This is a genomic window from Mesorhizobium sp. CNPSo 4689 (assembly GCF_057784325.1).
Genome location: NZ_JBWLUZ010000002.1, coordinates 158983 through 179006, shown reverse-complemented (window position 1 = coordinate 179006; position 20024 = coordinate 158983). Strand labels below are relative to the sequence as shown.

19 protein-coding genes are annotated in these 20024 nt (G+C 63.5%); 10 read left to right on the top strand and 9 right to left on the bottom strand.

Annotated features, from left to right (window positions below):
- Positions 1-93: 93 nt before the first annotated feature.
- Both AC04SI_RS03670 and AC04SI_RS03665 read left to right on the top strand, forming a co-directional pair.
- A complete protein-coding gene (locus AC04SI_RS03670) occupies positions 94-1392 on the top strand; it encodes a BtaA family protein (protein ID WP_404275444.1) in 1299 nt (432 codons plus the stop codon).
- A complete protein-coding gene (locus tag AC04SI_RS03665; protein ID WP_404275442.1) occupies positions 1389-2057 on the top strand; it encodes a class I SAM-dependent methyltransferase in 669 nt (222 codons plus the stop codon). The genes AC04SI_RS03670 and AC04SI_RS03665 overlap by 4 nt, the downstream gene beginning before the upstream one ends.
- On the opposite strand, the gene AC04SI_RS03660 is transcribed toward AC04SI_RS03665, so the two are convergent.
- Positions 2054-3433 (bottom strand): serine hydrolase domain-containing protein, encoded by a 1380-nt coding sequence (locus tag AC04SI_RS03660; RefSeq protein WP_404275440.1) that lies wholly within the window; start codon positions 3431-3433, stop codon positions 2054-2056. The two genes, AC04SI_RS03665 and AC04SI_RS03660, sit on opposite strands and share 4 nt — an antisense overlap.
- 222 nt (positions 3434-3655) lie before the next feature.
- On the opposite strand from AC04SI_RS03660, the gene AC04SI_RS03655 reads away from it, so the two are divergent.
- A complete protein-coding gene (locus AC04SI_RS03655; RefSeq protein WP_404275439.1) occupies positions 3656-4456 on the top strand; it encodes a glycoside hydrolase family 25 protein in 801 nt (266 codons plus the stop codon).
- A gap of 130 nt (positions 4457-4586) precedes the next feature.
- A complete protein-coding gene (locus AC04SI_RS03650) occupies positions 4587-5765 on the top strand; it encodes a lytic murein transglycosylase (RefSeq protein ID WP_488473924.1) in 1179 nt (392 codons plus the stop codon).
- A gap of 114 nt (positions 5766-5879) precedes the next feature.
- On the opposite strand, the gene AC04SI_RS03645 is transcribed toward AC04SI_RS03650, so the two are convergent.
- Positions 5880-7100 carry an alanine racemase gene (locus tag AC04SI_RS03645; RefSeq protein ID WP_404275436.1) on the bottom strand — a complete coding sequence of 407 codons (1221 nt, stop codon included), beginning with the start codon at positions 7098-7100 and terminating at the stop codon, positions 5880-5882.
- Positions 7101-7352: 252 nt separating this feature from the next.
- Between AC04SI_RS03645 and AC04SI_RS03640 the strand changes: the two genes are divergently transcribed.
- Positions 7353-8270, top strand: a complete 918-nt coding sequence (locus tag AC04SI_RS03640) for a DMT family transporter (protein WP_404275434.1) — start codon at positions 7353-7355, stop codon at positions 8268-8270.
- A gap of 503 nt (positions 8271-8773) precedes the next feature.
- Here the strand turns inward: AC04SI_RS03640 and metF are convergent.
- A complete protein-coding gene (gene metF, locus AC04SI_RS03635) occupies positions 8774-9691 on the bottom strand; it encodes a methylenetetrahydrofolate reductase [NAD(P)H] (protein WP_006204186.1) in 918 nt (305 codons plus the stop codon).
- Entirely contained in the window at positions 9691-10713 is a 1023-nt protein-coding gene (locus AC04SI_RS03630; RefSeq protein WP_192180825.1) for an ArsR/SmtB family transcription factor, read from the bottom strand. Before AC04SI_RS03630 ends, metF begins: the two co-directional genes overlap by 1 nt.
- A gap of 146 nt (positions 10714-10859) precedes the next feature.
- On the opposite strand from AC04SI_RS03630, the gene tsaA reads away from it, so the two are divergent.
- A complete protein-coding gene (tsaA, locus tag AC04SI_RS03625; protein WP_404275433.1) occupies positions 10860-11366 on the top strand; it encodes a tRNA (N6-threonylcarbamoyladenosine(37)-N6)-methyltransferase TrmO in 507 nt (168 codons plus the stop codon).
- Positions 11363-11677: a DUF2293 domain-containing protein gene (locus AC04SI_RS03620; RefSeq protein WP_404275432.1), complete on the top strand. Its 315-nt coding sequence runs from the start codon at positions 11363-11365 to the stop codon at positions 11675-11677. Before tsaA ends, AC04SI_RS03620 begins: the two co-directional genes overlap by 4 nt.
- A gap of 12 nt (positions 11678-11689) precedes the next feature.
- On the opposite strand, the gene AC04SI_RS03615 is transcribed toward AC04SI_RS03620, so the two are convergent.
- Complete coding sequence (locus AC04SI_RS03615) at positions 11690-12202, bottom strand: hypothetical protein (RefSeq protein ID WP_404275431.1); 513 nt, start codon at positions 12200-12202, stop codon at positions 11690-11692.
- 150 nt (positions 12203-12352) lie between these two features.
- Here AC04SI_RS03615 and AC04SI_RS03610 point away from each other — a divergent pair, with 150 nt between their 5' ends.
- Entirely contained in the window at positions 12353-13315 is a 963-nt protein-coding gene (locus AC04SI_RS03610) for a D-amino acid aminotransferase (protein WP_404275430.1), read from the top strand.
- Here the strand turns inward: AC04SI_RS03610 and AC04SI_RS03605 are convergent.
- Positions 13312-13929, bottom strand: coding sequence for an MOSC domain-containing protein (locus tag AC04SI_RS03605; RefSeq protein WP_404275429.1), 618 nt, complete (start codon positions 13927-13929; stop codon positions 13312-13314). The two genes, AC04SI_RS03610 and AC04SI_RS03605, sit on opposite strands and share 4 nt — an antisense overlap.
- 210 nt (positions 13930-14139) lie before the next feature.
- Here AC04SI_RS03605 and AC04SI_RS03600 point away from each other — a divergent pair, with 210 nt between their 5' ends.
- Entirely contained in the window at positions 14140-14706 is a 567-nt protein-coding gene (locus AC04SI_RS03600; protein WP_404275428.1) for a methyltransferase family protein, read from the top strand.
- Between the two features lies 1 nt (position 14707).
- Here AC04SI_RS03600 and AC04SI_RS03595 read toward each other — a convergent pair whose 3' ends face one another.
- The 3 genes from AC04SI_RS03595 to ettA all read right to left on the bottom strand — a co-directional run bounded on the left by AC04SI_RS03595 (position 14708) and on the right by ettA (position 18438).
- On the bottom strand, positions 14708-15829 hold the full coding sequence (locus tag AC04SI_RS03595; RefSeq protein ID WP_404275427.1) for a beta-ketoacyl-ACP synthase III: 1122 nt from the start codon (positions 15827-15829) through the stop codon (positions 14708-14710).
- Between the two features lie 144 nt (positions 15830-15973).
- Complete coding sequence (gene tam / locus AC04SI_RS03590; RefSeq protein WP_488473923.1) at positions 15974-16741, bottom strand: trans-aconitate 2-methyltransferase; 768 nt, start codon at positions 16739-16741, stop codon at positions 15974-15976.
- A 47-nt stretch (positions 16742-16788) separates the two neighbouring features.
- Positions 16789-18438, bottom strand: coding sequence for an energy-dependent translational throttle protein EttA (gene ettA, locus AC04SI_RS03585; RefSeq protein WP_006204177.1), 1650 nt, complete (start codon positions 18436-18438; stop codon positions 16789-16791).
- 268 nt (positions 18439-18706) lie between these two features.
- Between ettA and AC04SI_RS03580 the strand changes: the two genes are divergently transcribed.
- Positions 18707-19987: a GGDEF domain-containing protein gene (locus AC04SI_RS03580; protein ID WP_404275424.1), complete on the top strand. Its 1281-nt coding sequence runs from the start codon at positions 18707-18709 to the stop codon at positions 19985-19987.
- Positions 19988-20024: the final 37 nt, after the last annotated feature.

The window sequence follows — 20024 nt, the reverse complement described above, 5'->3', positions numbered from 1 at the left end:
CATTGAAGTCCGTGAGCACCGGAAGCGCAGAAAGCCGCGTCAGATGACCGCCGCAGTAGAATTATCGATACCTCCGACTGTCACGGGCCTGTCATGACGCTGGGCTACCCGCTTGCGCCAACGCAAATGGGGAATCACCTTGCCATGACGGACGTTTCCGGAGATCTGGTTTTTCGCCGCGGCAAGGAAGTTGGAAAAGCCGTCTACCAGAACCGCCCGCTGTCGAAAGCCGGCCTTTCCGAGCGGCTTTTCGCCTTCCTGTTTTCCGGTCTCGTCTATCCGCAGATCTGGGAAGACCCAGATGTCGACATGGAGGCCATGCAGCTTGGCCACGGCCATCGCATTGTCACCATCGCGTCGGGCGGCTGCAACATCCTCGCCTACCTCACGCGCTCTCCGGAGCGGATCGATGCCGTCGATCTTAACGCCGCCCACATCGCGCTGAACCGCATGAAGCTCGAGGCGGTGCGGCATTTGCCGTCGCAAGGCGATCTGTTCCGCTTCTTCGGTGCTGCCGACACCCGTCACAATTCGGAAGCCTACGATCGGTTCGTCGCGCCGCATCTCGATCCGGTCAGCCGCCACTACTGGGAGCGCCGCAACTGGCGCGGACGCCGTCGCATTGCCGTCTTCGACCGCAACTTCTACCAGACCGGCCTGCTCGGCCTGTTCATCGCCATGGGCCATCGCGTCGGCAAATTCTTCGGCGTCGACCCTGCCGGCATCATGCAAGCCAGGAACATCAGCGAGCAGCGCCGCTTCTTCAACGAGGAGCTGGCGCCGGTGTTCGAGAAGCCGCTGCTGAAATGGGCGACATCGCGAAAAGCCTCGCTGTTCGGCCTGGGCATTCCGCCGGCGCAATACGATTCGCTGATCACCTCGGGCGACGGCACCATGGCGAGCGTCCTGAAAGCCCGGCTGGAGAAGCTCGCCTGCGACTTTCCGCTGAACACCAACTATTTCGCCTGGCAGGCCTTTGCCCGCCGCTATCCCGAGCCCGGCGAAGCCGCCCTTCCCGCCTATCTCGAAAAGCGCAACTACAAGACCATCCGTGACAATGTCGACCGCGTCGCCATACATCATGCCAACCTGATCGAGTTCCTTGCCGGCAAGGATGCCGGCACGGTCGACCGCTTCGTGCTGCTCGATGCGCAGGACTGGATGACCGACGACCAGCTCAATGCGCTGTGGGCCGAGATCACCCGCACGGCATCGGCCGGCGCTCGCGTCATCTTCCGCACCGCGGCCGAGCCCAGCCTGCTGCCTGGCCGCGTCTCAGTTTCGCTGCTCGACCAGTGGAGCTATGAGGACGACGCTTCGCGCGAATTCTCGGCGCGCGACCGCTCGGCCATTTATGGCGGCTTCCACCTCTATGTGAAGCGGCCCGCATGAGCGCGCGCGAGCTGCCGGCCAACCATGCCGAACTGATGGACGGCGTCTATCGCTGGCAGCGCCATATCTATGACCTGACCCGCAAATACTATCTGCTCGGACGCGACCGGCTGATAGCAGGACTGGATGTGCCGCCCGGCGGCACCGTGCTCGAACTCGGCTGCGGCACCGGCCGCAACATCATCCTCGCCGCCCGTCGCTATCCCGACGCCCGCTTTTTCGGCCTCGATATTTCGGCCGAGATGCTGGAGACAGCCACAGCCGCCATTGCCCGCGAAGGCCTGTCCGACCGCGTCGCACTGGCGCGTGGCGACGCTACCGATTTCGACGCCAAAGCGCTGTTCGGCATCGAGAGTTTCGACCGCATCTTCGTGTCCTATTCGCTGTCGATGATCCCCGGTTGGGAGAAGACGGTTTCGGCAGCACTCGCCGCCCTTGCGCCTGGCGGTTCGCTGCATGTTGTCGATTTCGGTCAGCAGGAAGGCCTGCCAGGCTGGTTCCGGACCTTGCTGCGCAGCTGGCTGAGGAAATTCCACGTCGCGCCGCGTGAATCCCTGCGCGACGTCCTGGAATCGGAGTCCGAACGAACCGGTTCAACCCTCCGTTTTCGCACGCTTTATCGCGGCTATGCATGGCTCGCCGTGATCCGGCAGCCAAACGGCTAATGCAGCGCCTTCACCAGCGCCCCCAGCATCATCTGCGGCCGGTAGCCGAGCTTGGCTGGTGTCAGCCCGAGCCGCACCACCACCAACTGCTCTGACGGAATGATGGCGACCGTCTGCCCGTCATGGCCTTCCATCCAGTAGGTGTCCTTGGGCAGGCCGGCCGCGACGCCGGCGCCGGGGTTTTCCTCGTCGCCCGGTGCCTCGATCCACACCTGGCCGTTGCCATAGACCTTCGAGGCCGATGCAGGTTCCCGCATCCAGTCGACGAAGCCGGCCGGCAGGATCTCATTGCCGTTCCAGACCCCTCCTTGCAGCAGGAACTGGCCGAAGCGTGCCCAATCATGCGCCGTGGCGTAGAGATAGGACGAGCCGACGAAAGTGCCCTGTTCGTCGGTCTCCAACACAGCGCTGTGCATGCCGAGCGGCTCGAACAGCGCCGTCCGCGGCCAGGTCAGCGCCTTGTCCTTGTCGCCGATGGCGTCCTGCCAGAGCCGCGACAGCATCACAGCCGTGCCGCTCGAATAGGAGAACACCTTGCCGACCTCGCCGGTCAGCGGCTTCGATTCGGCGAACCCCGCCATATCGGGCTCGAGATAGAGCATGCGTGTGACGTCGGCGACGTCGCCATAGTCCTCGTTGAACTCCAGCCCGCTCGACATCGCCATCATGTCGGCGAGGCTGATGGCGGCGCGGCCATCGGCTTTCCATGGCCCGAACAACCCTTGGCTGGTCACCGCCATCTTACCGTCCTTGACCAGCGTGCCGACGATCGCCGCGTTCACCGTCTTGGTCATCGACCAGCCGAGCAGCGGCGTCTTCTGCGAAAAGCCGTCGCCATAGCGCTCGCCAACAATGCGGCCGTTCTTCACCACCACCACCGCCCGCATGCCGGTACCCGCCATGGCCGCGTCGTCGAGGATCTTGGCGATCTCCGGTGCCTGCGAGGCGTCGACCCGTTCGCCTTCCGGCCACAGCGCATCCTGCCTGGTGGCGGCGGGTTCGGCATGGGTCACCGTCTGCCTCGCCTTGCCGGTGTTGCCATCCGGAACCGAAGCGCAGCCCAGCCCGTCACGCGCGACGGCGACACTTCTGCCGAGCACACCGAACAAGCCTGCCGAGACCATCCCACGCTCCTTGTCGACCGACACCTTCATCAGCCTGAGCAGCGGATGGCCCGGCGCCTGCACGTCGACGGCGAGCACATCATCGGCATCGCGCCCGGCAATGAAAACGTTCGAGCAGACGATCTTGGCCGAATAGCCCGAACCGACGCGGATCAGTTCCGGCGGCGCGATATAGAGCCAGGCAAACAGCGCGGCTATCGCCAGCACGACCAGGCCGAGCAGCCATTTGACGATCTTGACGACGATCCGCATCTTTCCATCCCCCGGTGTTTTCGCGCTCGATTTATGTCATCGATTGCTTCGGCAAAATCTCTGTTCTTGTCGAGCGCCGTCAACCTGATATCAACCATGTTCGGCGATCACATGAGGAAGGCGGGCGATCCTGTGGGGTGATCGTCCGGCGGGGCCAGATCGAGGGGCACCAGCAGAAACGACCCATCAGTGGCCGGCTGAACCCGGCTCAGGAGTAGAGAGATGCGCCGTCTCGCGGCTCTCGTCATGCTGACGCTGTTGGGCGCCTGCTCGACCGTGGACGATCTCTCGCCGCTGTCGCCATCCTCGTCCAGCAACCCGACAATGGCGGTGCGTGCACCGCGTTTCGAGGATTCCAAGCCGCACGAATGGGACAGCGGCGCCCCGTGGAACTATGCGGTCCACGGCACCGATGTCTCCAAATACCAGACATCGGTCGACTGGCCGGCGGCCAAGGCCAGCGGCATCTCCTTCGCCTTCATCAAGGCGACCGAGGGCGGCGACCGCTTCGACGAGTATTTCAACGAGCATTGGGCACGCACCAGGGCCGCCGGCATACCCCGTGCGGCCTATCATTTCTTCTATTTCTGCACGCCCGCCGCCACGCAGGCGCGCTGGTTCATCGCAAACGTGCCCGTCGACCGTTTGGCGATGCCGCCGGTGCTGGACATGGAATGGAACCCGAAATCGCCGACCTGCAGGCTGCGCCCGGACGCCGCGACGGTGCGCGCGGAGATGAGCACTTTCCTTGAAATCGTCGAGCGGCACTACGGCAAGAAGCCGATCATCTACACCTCGGTCGACTTCTTCGACGACAACGGCCTGTCGACCTTCCGCGGCTACCCCTATTGGCTGCGCTCGGTCGCCGGCCATCCGCGTCAGAAGTACGGCAGCCATCCCTTCACCTTCTGGCAGTACACCGGCACCGGTATCGTTCCCGGGATGACCGGCAAATCCGATATCAACGTCTTCAACGGCTCCGAAGCCGCCTGGAACAAGTGGCTGCGGCAGAACACCCGTTGACACCGGGGCCCGCGCCTGCTTTTCGACACAGCCGGCGGCGATTGTTTGCACCCGCTGATAATCCAGGGCGCCGCGCGTTCGCAATAGACGCGCAAACGACGCTCTGGCACCTGGTTTCGGAAGGAAGCTGATGCGGATGCGTTCCAAAGCCCTCGCGGCGCTCATCCTGTTCGCCACGGCGTTGCCGGCGGCAGCGCAGGAATGCGGCGGCGATTTCGAGGCATGGAAGCAGGGCGTGGCGGTCGAAGCCAAGGCGGCTGGCGTCGGCGCTCACGGCCTTGATGCGCTGGAAGCTGCCGGCATCGACGACAAGGTGCTGGCGCGCGATCGTGCCCAGGGTGTGTTTTCCCAGACCTTCATCCAGTTTTCGAACCGCATGATCTCGGCCTATCGGCTGAAGCAAGGCGCCGCCAACCTCAAGAAATACGCCGACGTGTTTGCCCGCGCCGACCAGCAGTTCGGCGTCCAGGCACCGGTCATCGCCGCCTTCTGGGCGCTGGAGACCGATTTCGGCGCGGTACAGGGCGACTTCCACACGTTGAGCGCACTGGTCACGCTTGCGCATGATTGCCGCCGGCCGGAGCTTTTCCGGCCCCAGCTGGTGCCGTTGCTGACGCTGATCGACCGCGGGGTCGTGCCGGCCGAGGTCACCGGCGCCTGGGCGGGCGAGATCGGCCAGACGCAGATCCTGCCTTCCGACTATCTCACGCGTGGCGTCGATGGCGACGGCGACGGCATCGTCGACCTGCGCGGCAGCGTGCCGGACGTGATCATGACCACGGCCAACAAGATCCTGTCGCGCGGCTGGAAACGCGACCAGCCCTGGATCGAGGAAGTGCGCGTGCCCGACGACATGCCGTGGGACCAGACCGGCCGCACCAACAAGCTGCCGCTGTCGCAATGGGCTCAGTGGGGTGTCACCAATCCGAACGGCACGCCGCTTATCGACAACGGCCTGAAGGCGGGCCTGGCGCTGCCGATGGGCCGCAAGGGGCCGGCCTTCCTCGCCTACGACAATTTCGACGTCTATCTCGAGTGGAACCAGTCCTTCACCTATGCGCTGACCGCGGCAAGCCTCGCCGCGCGGCTCGCCGGCGCGCCGCAATTCGATCCACGCACCCCTGAATCCGGTCTCAGCGGCGACCAGATGAAGGCGTTGCAGACCAAGCTCGAAGCCAGAGGCTACGACGTCGGCACGGTCGACGGCATCCTGGGTACGAACACCCGCGAAGCCATCCGCAAGGAACAAATGCGCCTTGGATTGCCCGTGGATGGCTGGCCGACGCCGGATCTTCTGGCAAGGCTGTAAAAGTAGTGAGTAGTGAGTAGTGAGTAGTGAGTAGTGAGTAGTGAGTAGTGAGTAGAAATAAGCTTATTCGCACTCGCCTCAGCGAGTTTTTCACTATTCACTATTCACTATTCACTATCCCGCCATTGTCTCCAGGCTCGCAAATCCCTCCGGCGCATCGCCTTCGTCGAACGGCGTCGTCACCTCGACGAAGGTGTCGGGGTAGAAGCCGTTGAAACGCGTCCTCAGCGACAGCGAATAAGCGCCGATATGACCGATCTCGATCCAGTCGCCGGTATCGACCGTTTCCGGCAGCCAGAACGGTCTGGACAGGATGTCCACGGAATCGCAGGTCGCGCCGCACACCTTGAACGGCACGATGTTCTTTTCCTCGCCATTGCGCGAGCGGATCGCCGGGTCGGGAATGAAGCGCGCCGGCAGCGTGATCTTGCCGGTCCATGAATCGGACAGCGACGCCCAGATGCCGTCATTGATGTAGAGCCGCTTGCCCTTGCGCAGCAGCACACGCACGATCAGCGACAGGCAGCGCGCCACGATCACCCGGCCGGGTTCCGCCACCAGCGGGATCTGGTCGAACTGATACTCCTTCAGGTCGCCCGACAGCCGCGACATGATCTGGCCGAGCGACGGCATCTCGATCTGCTTGCGGTTGGGGTCGTGGCCGTATTCGGCCGGAAAACCGCCGCCGACATCGAGCCCGGCAATGTCGAAGGAGACGCGGTTGCGCACCCAGTCGGCTGAGGCCAGCGCCCGCTCATAGGTGTCGGGATCCTCGATCTGGCTGCCGACATGGAAGCAGAGGCCGACGTTGTAGCCGGTGCGGTTGAGCCGCTCGGCGAGTTCGACAGCATAGGCCGGGCCCGCGCCGAATTTCTTCGACAGTTCGTAGGCCGCCGACCCTTTCGTCTGCATGCGCACGAACACGGTGATCGCGCCAGGGTCGATGTCGAGCGCCCGCACCACCCGTGTCAGCTTGGTGATCTCGTCCTCGTGATCGAGCGAGATGACGCGGATGCCGTATTTCTCCAGCGCCAGCTTGATGTCCGACTGCGCCTTGACCGGATGCATGTAGAGCATTTCGGCATCGGGCGAGACGGCGCGCACGGCGGCGAACTCGCCCGGCGAAGCGACATCGAAAGCGGTGACGCCGGCTTCGACCAGCGCCTTCAGCACGATCTGCTCGCCATTGGTCTTGACCGCATAGGCGGTCCTGCCGGGGAACATGCCCATGAACTGTCTGGCGTCGGCCTTCAATACCTCCGGCCGGAAGCAATAGATCGGGTCGTCCGGGCGAAGCGCCAGCGCCGCCTCGCGGGCATTTTCGAATCGCTGCATGGACGAATCCCCTGAACCTTGGCTGCGCACAATTAATCCAAGCTGACGGCTAAAGAAAACAATTCTGTGTCTCGCACCTCTGGCGGTACGGCGCTACCGGGATTCCGAGCGATGCTACGCCATCGATCGGGTTTCGGGTGGCCCTTGCCGCGGGAGCGGATATGGCTTGATCACATGCCCGACTTGATCACATGCCCGACTTGATCACATGCATGGCAGGCTTGGCATTCGGCATCCTGGGAGGACATTCACATGGCGACAGCAGCAACCGCCACGGCGCGCGGACCGATGGTGCTCAAGGACTGGGGGCAGCTTCTGCTGCTTGGCGCCATCTGGGGCGGCTCGTTCTTCTTTGCCCGCATCGCCGTGTCGGAATTGTCGCCACTGGTGCTGGTATTGTTTCGCGTCGTCATCGCGGCTGCAGCACTCCAGCTTTATCTCGGCTGGCGCGGCCCCTCCTTCCGCCTCGCCTTCCCGCATGCCGGCCTGTTCTTCCTGCTGGCGCTTGCCAACAATGTCGTTCCCTTCTCGCTGATCTTCGCCGGTCAGACCGAGCTTGGCGCCGGCCTCGCCTCGGTGCTCAACTCAACGACGCCGTTCTGGACGCTGATCCTCGCCAACGCGCTGACATCAGACGAAAAGCTGTCCTGGAACAAGCTTGCCGGCATTGCGCTCGGCATCGCCGGCACGGCGGTGATGATCGGTCCGGGCCTGCTTGCCGGGCTCGGCGGTCCGGTCTGGGCGAAGTTCGCGCTGATCGGCGCCTCGTTGTCCTATGCCGTCGCGCTGATGATTGCCCGCCGCTTCAAGGGTGTGCCCTCGCCGATCGTCGCCACGGGACAATTGACGGCCTCGACCGTCATCATGATTCCGGTCGTGCTCATCGCCTATGGTCCCGCCGGCCTGTTCTCCGCTTCGCCGCCGGTCTGGGCGGCAGTGCTGGCGCTGGCACTGCTTTCCACCGCCTTCGCCTACATCCTCTATTTCAACCTCGTCGCCTCGGCCGGCGCCACCAACGCTTCGCTGGTCACCCTGATCGTGCCGGCCAGCGCCATGCTGCTCGGCTTCCTGTTCCTCGGCGAACGGCTTGAACTGTTCGAAATGGGCGGCATGGCGCTGATCGCCTTCGGGCTGGTGACGATAGATGGGCGCCTGTTCGGTCGACGTTGATGCTGCCCCTCAATTGGACGCGCAAGGGGACGATCTAAACACTTTGATTGACTCCCTGCTTTCCGAGCCGAAAGCAGCGCGGCAAAGGTCGAATTCCATTTCGGCCCGGCGCGGTAGCGCTGCCATGCCTCGCTTCCGCCGCCGGCGCGCCACAATTTATTCACAACCCTTGAGCCGGCTTTTGCCGAAGAGTTTCAATGCCTAACGGCGAAAGCCAGGTAGCAGAACCCACAATCATGTCGCATTGCAGCACGTTTTCCGCTTGCCTGTGGCACAAATGACCCTAGACTCTCGACATAGCTCTTTAAGAGGAGGCTATGACATGGGACTGACGAGGCCAATCAACGCATTGATGATTTGTGCAGCGTTCGCATTCATCGGCGCCCTTATCATAGGTGTTCTTCCGTAACCGCCAGAGCGGAAGAAAACAGCAGCTGATAGTCAACCAATTTCGAGAGGCCGGGTTTTTACCCGGCCTCTTGCATTTCATGTCGCGACAAAATTCAGGCTGCGGCCGATCCCGCAGCTTCCGCCTCATGCGAGCGGATGCCGATCATGTGGCAGATGGCAAAGACCAGGTCGGCGCGGTTCATGGTGTAGAAGTGGAAATCGCTGACGCCGCGTTCGACCAGGTCGAGCACCTGCTCGGCCGCCACCGCGGACGCCACCAGCGCATGCGTCTGCGGGTCGTTCTGCAGCCCGTCGAAGCGCTCGGCCAGCCATGCCGGCACCAGCGCACCGCAGCGCGCCGAGAAATTCGCGACCTGGGTGAAATTATGCACCGGCAGAATGCCCGGCACGATCGGGATGTAGATGCCGGCCCGCCGCGCCCGCTCGACATAGCGCTCGTAGAGATCATTGTCGAAGAAGAACTGGGTGATTGCCCGCGTCGCGCCATTGTCTGCCTTGCGCTTCAGCATGTCGAAATCGGTGGCGAAGTCCGGGCTTTCCGGATGCTTTTCCGGATAGGCGGAGACCGAAATGTCGAAATCGCCGGCGCCCTTCAGCGCCCCGACCAGTTCGGCGCCATTGGCGTAGCCGTCGGGATGCGGCCTGTAGGCGGTGCCGACGCCTGCCGCCGGATCGCCGCGCAGAGCGACGAAGCGGGTGACGCCCATATCGGCGAATTCCCTGACAACGGCATCGACCTGATCGCGGGCCGCATCGACGCAGGTCATGTGCGCCGCCGGCGTCAGCGTCGTCTCGTTGAGGATGCGCTTGACCGTGCGCGCGGTGCGCTCACGGGTCGAGCCGCCGGCGCCGTAGGTCACCGAGACGAACTTCGGCTTGAGCGGTTCCAGCCGGGTGACGGTGTCCCACAGCCTGGCCTCCATCTCGTCGGTCTTCGGCGGGAAGAACTCGAACGAAACCCTGACCTTGTCGCCAATATCGGGACGGCGGGAAAAGCGGAACTGGTTCATCAGGCTATTTCCCCCATCGGGTACGCTTGGGTGGGTTGGCTGTCGTTGGACGGATCGGCGATCAGCATGCGGCGGTCGCGGCCGAGCCACAGCTTGACCGTGAGCCTGGCCTCGTTGGCGCCGCGCGGTTCGAACTCCTGGCTGTCCTCGAGCGCGAGCCCTGCCTCGGCGAACCACTCGGCGATCTGCCGGTCGGAAAAGCCGAGCCTGACATGCGCATGCTGGTCGCGCAGGAATTCCAGCGTGTGCGGCGCGAAATCGACGATCACCAGCCGCCCCGCCGGACGCAGCAGCCTTGCCGCCTCGCGGATGGCGCGGGCCGGATCGTCGAGATAGTGCAGCACCTGATGGATGGTGACGAGGTCGAAAGCGTCGCGCTCGACCGGCGGCGCGAAGATATCGCCCTGCCGCACCTGCGCGTTCGAAACGCCGGCCTTGTCGAGATTGGCGCGCGCCACGGTCAGCATCTCGCGCGACATGTCGATGCCGACGCCGCGCCGGTAAAGCGGCGAAAAGATTTCAAGCAGCCGCCCGGTGCCGGTGCCAAGGTCGAGCATCGATTGGAAAGGCCGCTTGCCGACAAGCTTCAGCAGCGCCGCTTCCACGGCGCGATCCGGCACATGCAGCGAGCGGATATGATCCCAGCTCGCGGCGTTTTCGGAGAAGTACTCGGCGGCGCGGTCCTGGCGCTTGCGTTTGACCGACGCCAGCCGCTCGAGGTCGCGCTCTACCTGCGGATCGGCGCCGCGGATACCTGAGATCAGCCTGATCACGAAATCACGGGCCGAATCCGTATCCGAGAGCCGGAAGAAGGCCCAGGAGCCCTCCTGGTAACGGCCGATCAGCCCGGCCTCCAAAAGCAGCTTGAGGTGGCGCGACACGCGCGGCTGCGACTGGCCGAGGATTTCGGTAAGATCGGAAACGGTAAGGTCGCCACGCGACAAGAGTGCCAGAATGCGGAGCCGGCTCGATTCGGCCGCCGCCTTCAGAGTATCCACCATTGTGTCGAGCGAGACATGCATGAGCGCTTCTCTTTTGAAAAAGATATAAACATATGTTTATGTCGAATTTGACAACCATGCAAGACCCATGTCGCTTCCGGACAAGAAAATGACGCATGCATGATCCACAGGCGGAAAGCGGTTTTCGGATGAACGAGGCGAAAACCATGTTCGAAACGCGCGCCGGCGAAAGGCTTCTGGAAACTGATCCGGCCGATATGCCGCCAGATGGCCACGTCGTCTTCATCGGCCGCATCGCTTCGCCATGGACGAGCCGGGAGACCTGCCCCAAGAACATGAGGGCCGCGCGGGAGGCAGGCGGCGGTGCCACGCTGCTGGTCGACCCGCCCTATCGCGAAGGTCTGCCGGGACTGGAACGCGCCAGCCACGTCATCATCCTGACCTGGCTCCATCATGCGCCGCGGAATCTGATTGTGCAGAAACCCCGCCATGCGGCTGAGCCGAAAGGCGTTTTTTCGCTGCGTTCCCCTGCCCGGCCGAACCCGGTCGGGTTGCATGTGGCGAAGCTCGTCGGGCTCGATGTCGGCAGCGGCCGCATCGAACTCGACGCCATCGACGTGCTCGACGGCACGCCGGTCATCGACCTGAAACCCTATCTCGCCTCCACCGACGCCTTTGCCGATGCGACCATTGCCGGGCGGGACGAGCCATGAAAGCGCCGACCAACCGCCGTCGCGCCATCGCCAAGGCGCTGACTACGCTTTTGCCGCTGGCGCCCTATGCCGACATCGAAAAAATCCGTGCCGACGCCGGCAGGGCGCACTTGCACAATCTGCCGCCGTCGATCTCCGTCTGGCTGGCGACCATCGCCCATATCCGTCACGTCCACACCGATTACGAAAAGCTGCTGGCGGAAGGCTATGACCGCGACTCGGCGCGTTTCTTCGTCATCGAACAGACCAACATCGTGCTGACCCGCTGGCGCGCCACGCGCCTGCTCGACTCCGACGACGACGAAGAGTAGCGCGAGAAACCGCTACTGCCGCGTTAGTACGGCGACGGCGTTATAGGACTGGCCATCTGCCTGCCCGACCCAGACCCAGGACAGGTTTCCCTTGAAAAACCTGACGGTGATCGTGCCGCCATCGACGCATTTGTCCTGGCCATAGGTGATGCTCTCCCGGAACTCCGCCGAGCTGTTGTCCCTCGAAATCTGAGTGAGAGATCCGCCGCAGCTGAGCGACGGATAGTCGATCGACGCGCCGCTGTCGTTGATGGTCATGGCAATCGACCAGTCGGCGCCGGCGGCGCCGGCCGGGCTTTGATGGCCATTGCCGACCCAGGTGCCGGTCAAGGATGGCACATTCACCACGCAAGGGACGTTCTGGAAGATCGGCGTCAACTCGCTGCCGGTCTTCTCGCAGCGATATGTCTGGCCGCTTTGACATAGCTCCTCGCCCTCGCGCGTGCATTGGGCGAAGGCTTCGCTGCAGCCGACGAAAACGATCATCGCAAAGATGATTGCACCAAGCCCCGTATGCCTGACCATCTCCCCTCCGGCCTGATAGTCCCGCCGGCAACCGTAAGGGAAAACCAACATTCCACCTAGAACATAGAGCAGCGCATAGGTGGCTCTATGTAACGCGCTGAGCGACGCTAGCCTGACCATGGATCGAGCCTTGGACAAGGAGAGTTTGCGATGAGCCGAAACGTTGCAACGGAGCGAGCCATGCCGCTGCCGCCTCTTTCCGAGCGCCATATCGATCCGCACTCCTATCCGGACGGCGTTGCCTTCCTCGATGGCCAGTATCTGCCGATGTCGCAGGCCAAGATCTCGGTAATGGATTGGGGTTTTCTGCATTCCGACGCCACCTACGACACAGTGCATGTCTGGGACGGCCGCTTCTTCCGTCTCGACCTGCATCTCGACCGCTTCTTCGGCGGGCTGGAGAAGCTGCGCATGGCGATCCCGTTCGACCGCGACGGCGTCGCCGAGATCCTGCACGATTGCGTCGCGCTATCCGGCCATCGTGCCGCCTATGTCGAGATGCTATGCACGCGCGGCGCTTCGCCGACCTTCAGCCGCGACCCGCGCCAGGCGATCAATCGCTTCATGGCCTTCGCCGTGCCCTTCGGCTCGGTCGCCAATGCCGAGCAGTTGCGGCGCGGCCTCAATGTCGCGATCAGCGACAAGGTGCGTATCCCGCCGGCCTCGATCGATCCTACGATCAAGAACTACCATTGGCTCGACCTGGTGCGCGGCCTCTACGACGCCTATGACCGCGGCGCCGAGACCGCGCTGATCCTCGATTTCAACGGCAATGTCGCTGAAGGTCCGGGCTTCAACGTCTTTTGCGTGAAAGACGGCAAATTGTCGACGCCGGCCATTGGCGTCCTGCCCGGCATCACGCGGCGCACCGTCTTCGATCTCTGCTCCGAGGCGGGGCTGTCTGCAACAGCGGCCGACGTCAGCGTCGCAGCGCTGAAGGCAGCCGATGAAGTCTTCATCACCTCGACCGCCGGCGGCATCATGCCGGTGACGGTGATCGACGGCATTTCGGTCGCCGACGGCCAAGTTGGCGCCATCACCAGTCGGCTGATGGCGCTCTATTGGCAAAAGCACGAGGACCCAGCCTGGTCGAGCCCGGTGTCCTACACTTAGGCGCGGTAGATCCACTGCTCGGGCACGCGCACCGATATCTCCTCGCCGGCAACAATCGTGCCGGGCTTTTCGACCCAGGCGACAAGGCCGCGCAGCCGCTTGGCCGCCTTTGGAAAGGCCAGCGCGCCGGCCTCGTGGTCGGCCGTCCCGGCATGTTCGGCGACTGAGCGCCCGGCGATGCGGCATGGCCCGTTCTGCGCATCGACCTTGATGGTGACGCCGCCCTTGAAGAACAAGAGCGTACCCGACGGCAGCATGGAAAGCTGCTGCACGCCCTCGATCAGCAGATTGGCGCCGATCCATTCCGGCTTGATCTCCTTGAGGCTCATCCGCTCGGCCACAATGGCGAGTTCGTCCGCCGCCACGATCGACAATTGCCGCTCGTTGCGCATCTCGGTGCCGCGCGGATACCAGGGCTCGCGCCCGCCGGAGCGCCGCGTGGCGCCAGCATGGAAATCACCATCGATGCCGTCGAAGCCGAGCCGCAATTCTTCCACCGGTCGCGTTTCGAAGTGATCGAACGGCGCGACGTAGAGCGCCGCCACTTTCGCCGCGAGCTTTCGCGCCGGCAGGGTTTCGACCGGATTTTCGGTCTCGGCAAAGAGATCCGCCATGGCTTCATTCCTTCTGCAAGACGAACCGCAATTAGCCCGCGGCCATGGACCGGGTCCAGTCCAAAGCGCTGATGATCCGATCGAGCCGGTTGATGGGATGCTTCACCGATCACGATTTTCTTACCGCCGATCGCGCATCCTCTGGCCGGGCGCCGTATTGCCGCCGTGCTGCCTCGACTTGATACTAGCGTCAGGAGGAGACGCGTCATCATGCATCCCGCAGCCGCAATCGCCGCGCTCTGGCAGATTTGGGTCGTCTCCTGGCTCGCGGCCGCCTTCTGGTCCGACCCCGTTGAGAAGCGCGCCGGCCTGCAGGCGGAACTTCGCTATCGCGCCCTGTGGATGGTCGGTGTGATCCTGCTCTTCGTTCCGGCGCACGGCTATGTCGGCCGGTTGCGGCTCTGGATGCCGAACCTCACCGAGGCCTGGATCTGCGTCGCCCTGATCGCAATTGGCCTCATCTTCTCCTGGTGGGCGCGTCTGCACCTTGGCCGGCTGTGGTCGGGTAACATAACCGCCAAGGCGGATCACCACGTCGTCGACACCGGCCCCTATGGCTTGGTTCGGCACCCGATCTACACCGGCCTGCTGCTGGCGGTCTTCGCCACCATGGCGGCCAAGGGGACGGTCTGGGGCATTGCCGGTGCCGCCCTGCTCACCATCGGCGCCGTTGTGAAGGCAAGGCTGGAGGAACAGTTCCTGCGCGGCGAACTGGGTAGCGCCTATGACGACTATGCCACGCGCGTTCCAATGCTGGTGCCGTTCGCACCCGCCTAGATCACAGCATGCGCAGCAGCGCGCCGCCGATCGAATATCCCGCGCCGAAGGCGCAGAGCAGGCCGTAGTCGCCGGGCTTCATGTCGGCGTGGTTCTCGGATAGCGCGATGATGGCGCCGGCGCCGGCGGTATTGCCGAGGCGCTCCAGCACCATCGGCGCGCGATCATGGTCGACCTCGTGGCCGAAGGCGAGTTTCAGGATCATGGCGTTCATGCGCGCATTGGCCTGATGCAGCCAGAAGCGGCGGATGCCTTGCGGCGTCTGCCCGTGCTCGGCCAGGAATTCGACGATGAATTTGTGGCCGGCGACGGTGACTTCCTTGAACACCTTGTTGCCGACCTGCTTGATCAGATTGCCTTCCAGGTTGATCATATAGGGATCGTCTTGGGCGGTGCGGGTATGGTAGCCGAGATTGGTGCGGATGTTGTTCGACATCTGCGTCCAGGTGCGCGTATCGAGCACCTGGAAACGCCCCGGCCGCTTCTCGCCCTGGTCGAGCCCCTCGACCACCATCGACACCGATGCATCGCCGAAGATGAAATGCGTCTGCCGGTCGCGGAAATTGAGATGACCCGTGATGATCTCCGGCGTCGTCACCAGCACGCGCTTGTGCGCGCCGGCCCGCACCAGATTGACCGCGATGTGCAGCGCCGCCGCGGCCGACGAGCAGCCAAGCCCCATATCGAAGCCGGCGCCCTTGGTACCCAGGGCCTGCTGCATTTCGATGGCAATCGCCGGATAGGGCCGCTGGTGGTGCGAGGCCGAGCAGATCACCAGGTCGATATCGGACGGCTTCAACCCGGCATGGTCGAGCGCCTTCCTCGCCGAGGCGACGCCGAACTCGGCCTGCAGCGACAGCGCATCGTCGGGCCGCGCCGGTATGCGCGGCGCCATCCGCGTCGGATCGAGGATGCCTTCCCGCTCGATCACATGCCGGGTCTGGACGCCCGAGGCATGGACGATGAAGTCGCTGTCCGACTTCTGCAGCAGCGTCTCGCCCGTAACGGAGCGGCGCGCGTTCTCCATGTCGACCCAGGCGTTGAAGCTGGCGACCAGTTCTTCATTGGTGATCTTGGGTCCAGGGATTTCGACGCCGATGCCGCTGATGATGACGCGATGCATTTCCAATCCGTCCCATGCGCGGGCGTTGCGGGCTTGATGTGGGCGCATAGACGGCCCGGTGCAACCCTTGTCGCATTTAGCCGGTTTATGCCAGCTTAAACCGCCATTTCCCGTTGCTATCGCGGCGAGTTGACCGACACTCGGTCAGGCCCGCTTGGCGACGATGAAGATGCGAGGGAAGCGCAGCAGAACCTTGCCGTTCGCCGTCCTTGGATAGGCCTCTGCGATCTTGGCCGTGTAGTGGTCGAGGAACATGGTCTTCTCGTCCGCGTCGAGCGGATCGAGGAAAGGCTTCAGCCCCGTCGCCTTGACCCATTCGACGATCGCCGCGGCATCGGCCAGCGGATGGTTGTAGATCGTGTGCCAGATATCCAGCCGATCCGCGAGCGGCGACAGAAGATCGTAGTAGAACGAAACCGGCGGCAGCTGCCCGCGCGCCGCCCCTTTGATCTTTGCGGCAAACGGCATCTCGGCGGCCGTCTCCCGCATCAGGCGATGCGAGTCCTCGCTAAGATTGTCCGGCATCTGAATGGCAAGCGCGCCGCCCGGCGCCAGGAAACCCATCAGCCGCTGGAAGACGGCCGGATGCTCCGGCAGCCACTGGAACACCGCATTGGCGAAGATCACGTCGACCGGCTTCTCCGGCTGCCATGTTGCCGCATCCGACAGTTCGAAGGTGACATCGGGCAGGCGCGCCCTCGCCTTCTCGATCATGTCGGGCGAAGTGTCGAAGCCGCTGACTTGCGCGTCCGGCCAGCGCTCGACCAGAAGCTCGGTCGAATTGCCCGGCCCGCAGCCGATATCGACCACACGGCGCGGGAAATCCACTGGCACTTGGGCGACCAGATCGCGCGCGGGCCGCGTTCGCTCATCCTCGAATTTCAGATATTGGGCGGCGGACCAATCAGCCATGTCAGCTCCTCAGATCACCTTGAGAATTCGCCGCCCCGACAAATATCCTATCGCGTCAGCCTCTTATACGTCATCCGGTGCGGGTTGACGGCATCCGGTCCGAGGCGACGGATCTTGTCCTGCTCGTAATCCTCGAAATTGCCCTCGAACCATTCGACATGGCTGTCGCCCTCGAAGGCGAGGATGTGCGTCGCCAGGCGATCGAGGAACATACGATCGTGGGAGATGATGACGGCGCAGCCGGCGAAGCTTTCCAGCGCGTCTTCGAGCGCGGCCAGCGTTTCGGTGTCGAGGTCGTTGGTCGGTTCGTCGAGCAGCAGCACATTGCCGCCGGTCTTCAGCATCTTGGCCAGATGCACGCGGTTGCGCTGGCCGCCGGAGAGGTTGCCGACCTTCTGCTGCTGGTCCTGGCCGCGGAAGTTGAACGACGAGCAGTAGGCGCGGGTGTTGGCTTCGTACTTGCCGAGCTTGACCACTTCGGCGCCGCCCGAGATCTCTTCCCACACGGTCTTCGACGGATCGAGCGCGTCGCGGCTCTGGTCGACATAGCCGAGCTTGACCGTCTCGCCGACGCGGATCGTGCCGGCATCGGGCTTTTCCTGGCCCGTGATCATCTTGAACAGCGTCGTCTTGCCGGCGCCGTTCGGGCCGATGACGCCGACGATGCCGCCCGGCGGGAGCTTGAACTCCAGGCCCTCGATCAACAGCGTATCGCCAAAGCCCTTCGACAGGTCGGCGACCTCGATCACCACATTGCCGAGGCGCTCCCCATGCGGGATGACGATCTGGGTGTCGGTCGGGCGGCGGCTGTCGGCGGCGACAAGTAGATCCTCGAACGCCTTGATACGCGCCTTGGACTTGGTCTGGCGGGCCTTCGGGCTGGACTGGATCCATTCGCGCTCGCGGCCGATGGCGCGCTGGCGGGCGTCGTCCTCGCGGCCTTCCTGCTTGAGGCGCTTGGCCTTGGCTTCGAGATATTTGGTGTAGTTGCCCTCATAGGGAATGCCGCGGCCGCGATCGAGTTCGAGGATCCAGCCGGTGACATTGTCGAGGAAGTAGCGATCGTGGGTGATGATCATCACCGCGCCCGGATAGGCGCGCAGATGCTTTTCCAGCCACGCCGTGGTTTCGGCGTCGAGATGGTTGGTCGGTTCGTCGAGCAGCAGAAGGTCGGGCTGGCGCAGCAGCAGCTGGCAGAGCGCGACGCGGCGGCGCTCACCGCCCGACAGCTTGGTGACTTCGGAATCCTTGGGCGGGCAGCCCAGCGCTTCCATCGCCATCTCGACCTGCTGTTCGAGGTCCCAGAGGTTCAGCCGGTCCATCTCGTCCTGGAGCTTGGCGGACTCGTCCGCCGTCTCGTCGGAATAATTCATCATCAGTTCGTTGTAGCGCTCGATGATGGCGGTCTTGGCGGCAACGCCTTCCATGACGTTCTCGAATACGGTCTTCTTCGCGTCGAGCGCCGGCTCCTGCGCCAAATAGCCGACGGTCGCTCCCTCGGCCAGCCACGCCTCTCCGTTCCAGTCCTTGTCGATGCCGGCCATAATCTTGAGGATCGTCGACTTGCCGGCGCCGTTGGGGCCGAGAATGCCGATCTTGGCGTCGGGATAGAAGGACAGATGGATGTTCTCGAGCACCTTCTTGGTGCCGTAGGCCTTGTTGAGGCCGGCCATGTGATAGATGAACTGGCGTGCCACGCGCGCTTTCCCTGATAATTGACCGAAAATGTCGGATTGAATGGAGGTTGCGCGCTATGTAGGCGATGCCGGGCCGAACGGCAATCGCTTTCGGTGGCTTCGGTAGTTCCCAAAGCTTCCGCAAGGCTTATGGGACACACCGAGGATCGACGTTTTCGGTTCGCCACACCGGCTCACGAAAGCACCGGTTAATGATTCCGCGTCAAAACGGTGTCTGATGGAAATCGCCGGCAAGCCGCGATTTCCGAGGAGAGATCGGATCGACGGATTGCTGAACGGTTTCCTGCTCCTTACCGAAGCGGTTCTCTACTTCGGCGTCATGGTCACGCTGTTCCGCTTGCGGGATCGCATCGGCCTCGGCGTCTTCGTCTGCGCGCTCGGCGTCATGCATTTCCTCGAGACCTATCTCGCCAGCGTGTTTTACGTCGCCCTGCCCTTCGGCATGGTTTCACCCGGTTCGGCGGTGCTGTTTTCTGGCAAGCTGGTGATGCTGCTTCTGCTCTACATCAAGGAAGACGCGGCAACCGTGCGGCAGCCCATCTACGGCCTGCTGCTCGGCAACGCGCTGATGATCGGCCTGGTGCTGATCCTTCGCCTGCATGCGATTTCACCGCTTCCCGACGGCAAGCTTCCCGACATCGGCTTCATCGACCAGATGGGCTGGCTGATGGTGTGGGGCACGTCGCTTTTGTTTGTCGACGCCATATTGATCATCCTGCTCTACGAAAAGCTCGGCCGCTACCTGCGCAACGCGCCCTTTGCCCGCATTCTGGTCTGCGTCGCCTGCGTGCTGACCTTCGACCAGGCGGGTTTCTTCACCGCGCTGCATTTCGTCGCCGGCGCGCCGATCGCAGTCTTCTTCGGCGGCTGGTTCGCCAAGATGGGTGCGGCCCTCGTCTACAGCTCGATGCTGGTTGCTTATCTCAAGTGGTTTGAGGCGCGTCCGATCGCCGTGCCGCGCGGCCTGTCCGACATCTTCGACACGCTGACCTATCGCGAGCGCTACGAGGCCCTGGTCAAGCATGTCGGCCGTGACGGCCTGACCGGCCTGCTGCATCGCGGCAGCTTCGAAACCGATGGCGAAGCTGCCATCGCGGCCAGTCTGCCGACCGCCAGGCCGCTCAGCCTGCTGATCGTCGATGTCGACCATTTCAAATCGATCAACGACCGCTTCGGCCATGCCGAGGGCGACAAGGTGCTGAAGTCGATCGCCGCCGTGCTCACCGAGGCCGCCGGCGCCGAACACAAGGTTTTCCGCATCGGCGGCGAGGAATTCGCCATCCTTTGCACGCAGCCGCATGCTGTCGCAAGGCTGCTCGGCGAAAGCATCCGGCATGCCGTCAAGGCCTCGGCCGGCACCAGCAAATTCGACCTTACCGTCAACGTCGGCATCTCCAGCCTCAGCGAGACGACCCGCTGCCTCGCCGATGTCTTCGCCCTGGCCGACCAGCGTCTCTACAAGGCCAAAGCGGCTGGTCGCGATCGCGTCGTCGGCGAGCTGGGCGACGCTCAAGTCGAAAGCCTCGACGCCTGGACACGGTCGGCGTAGCGCATCAGTCGCTGTCGCCAGCGCCGGCGAAAGCCCG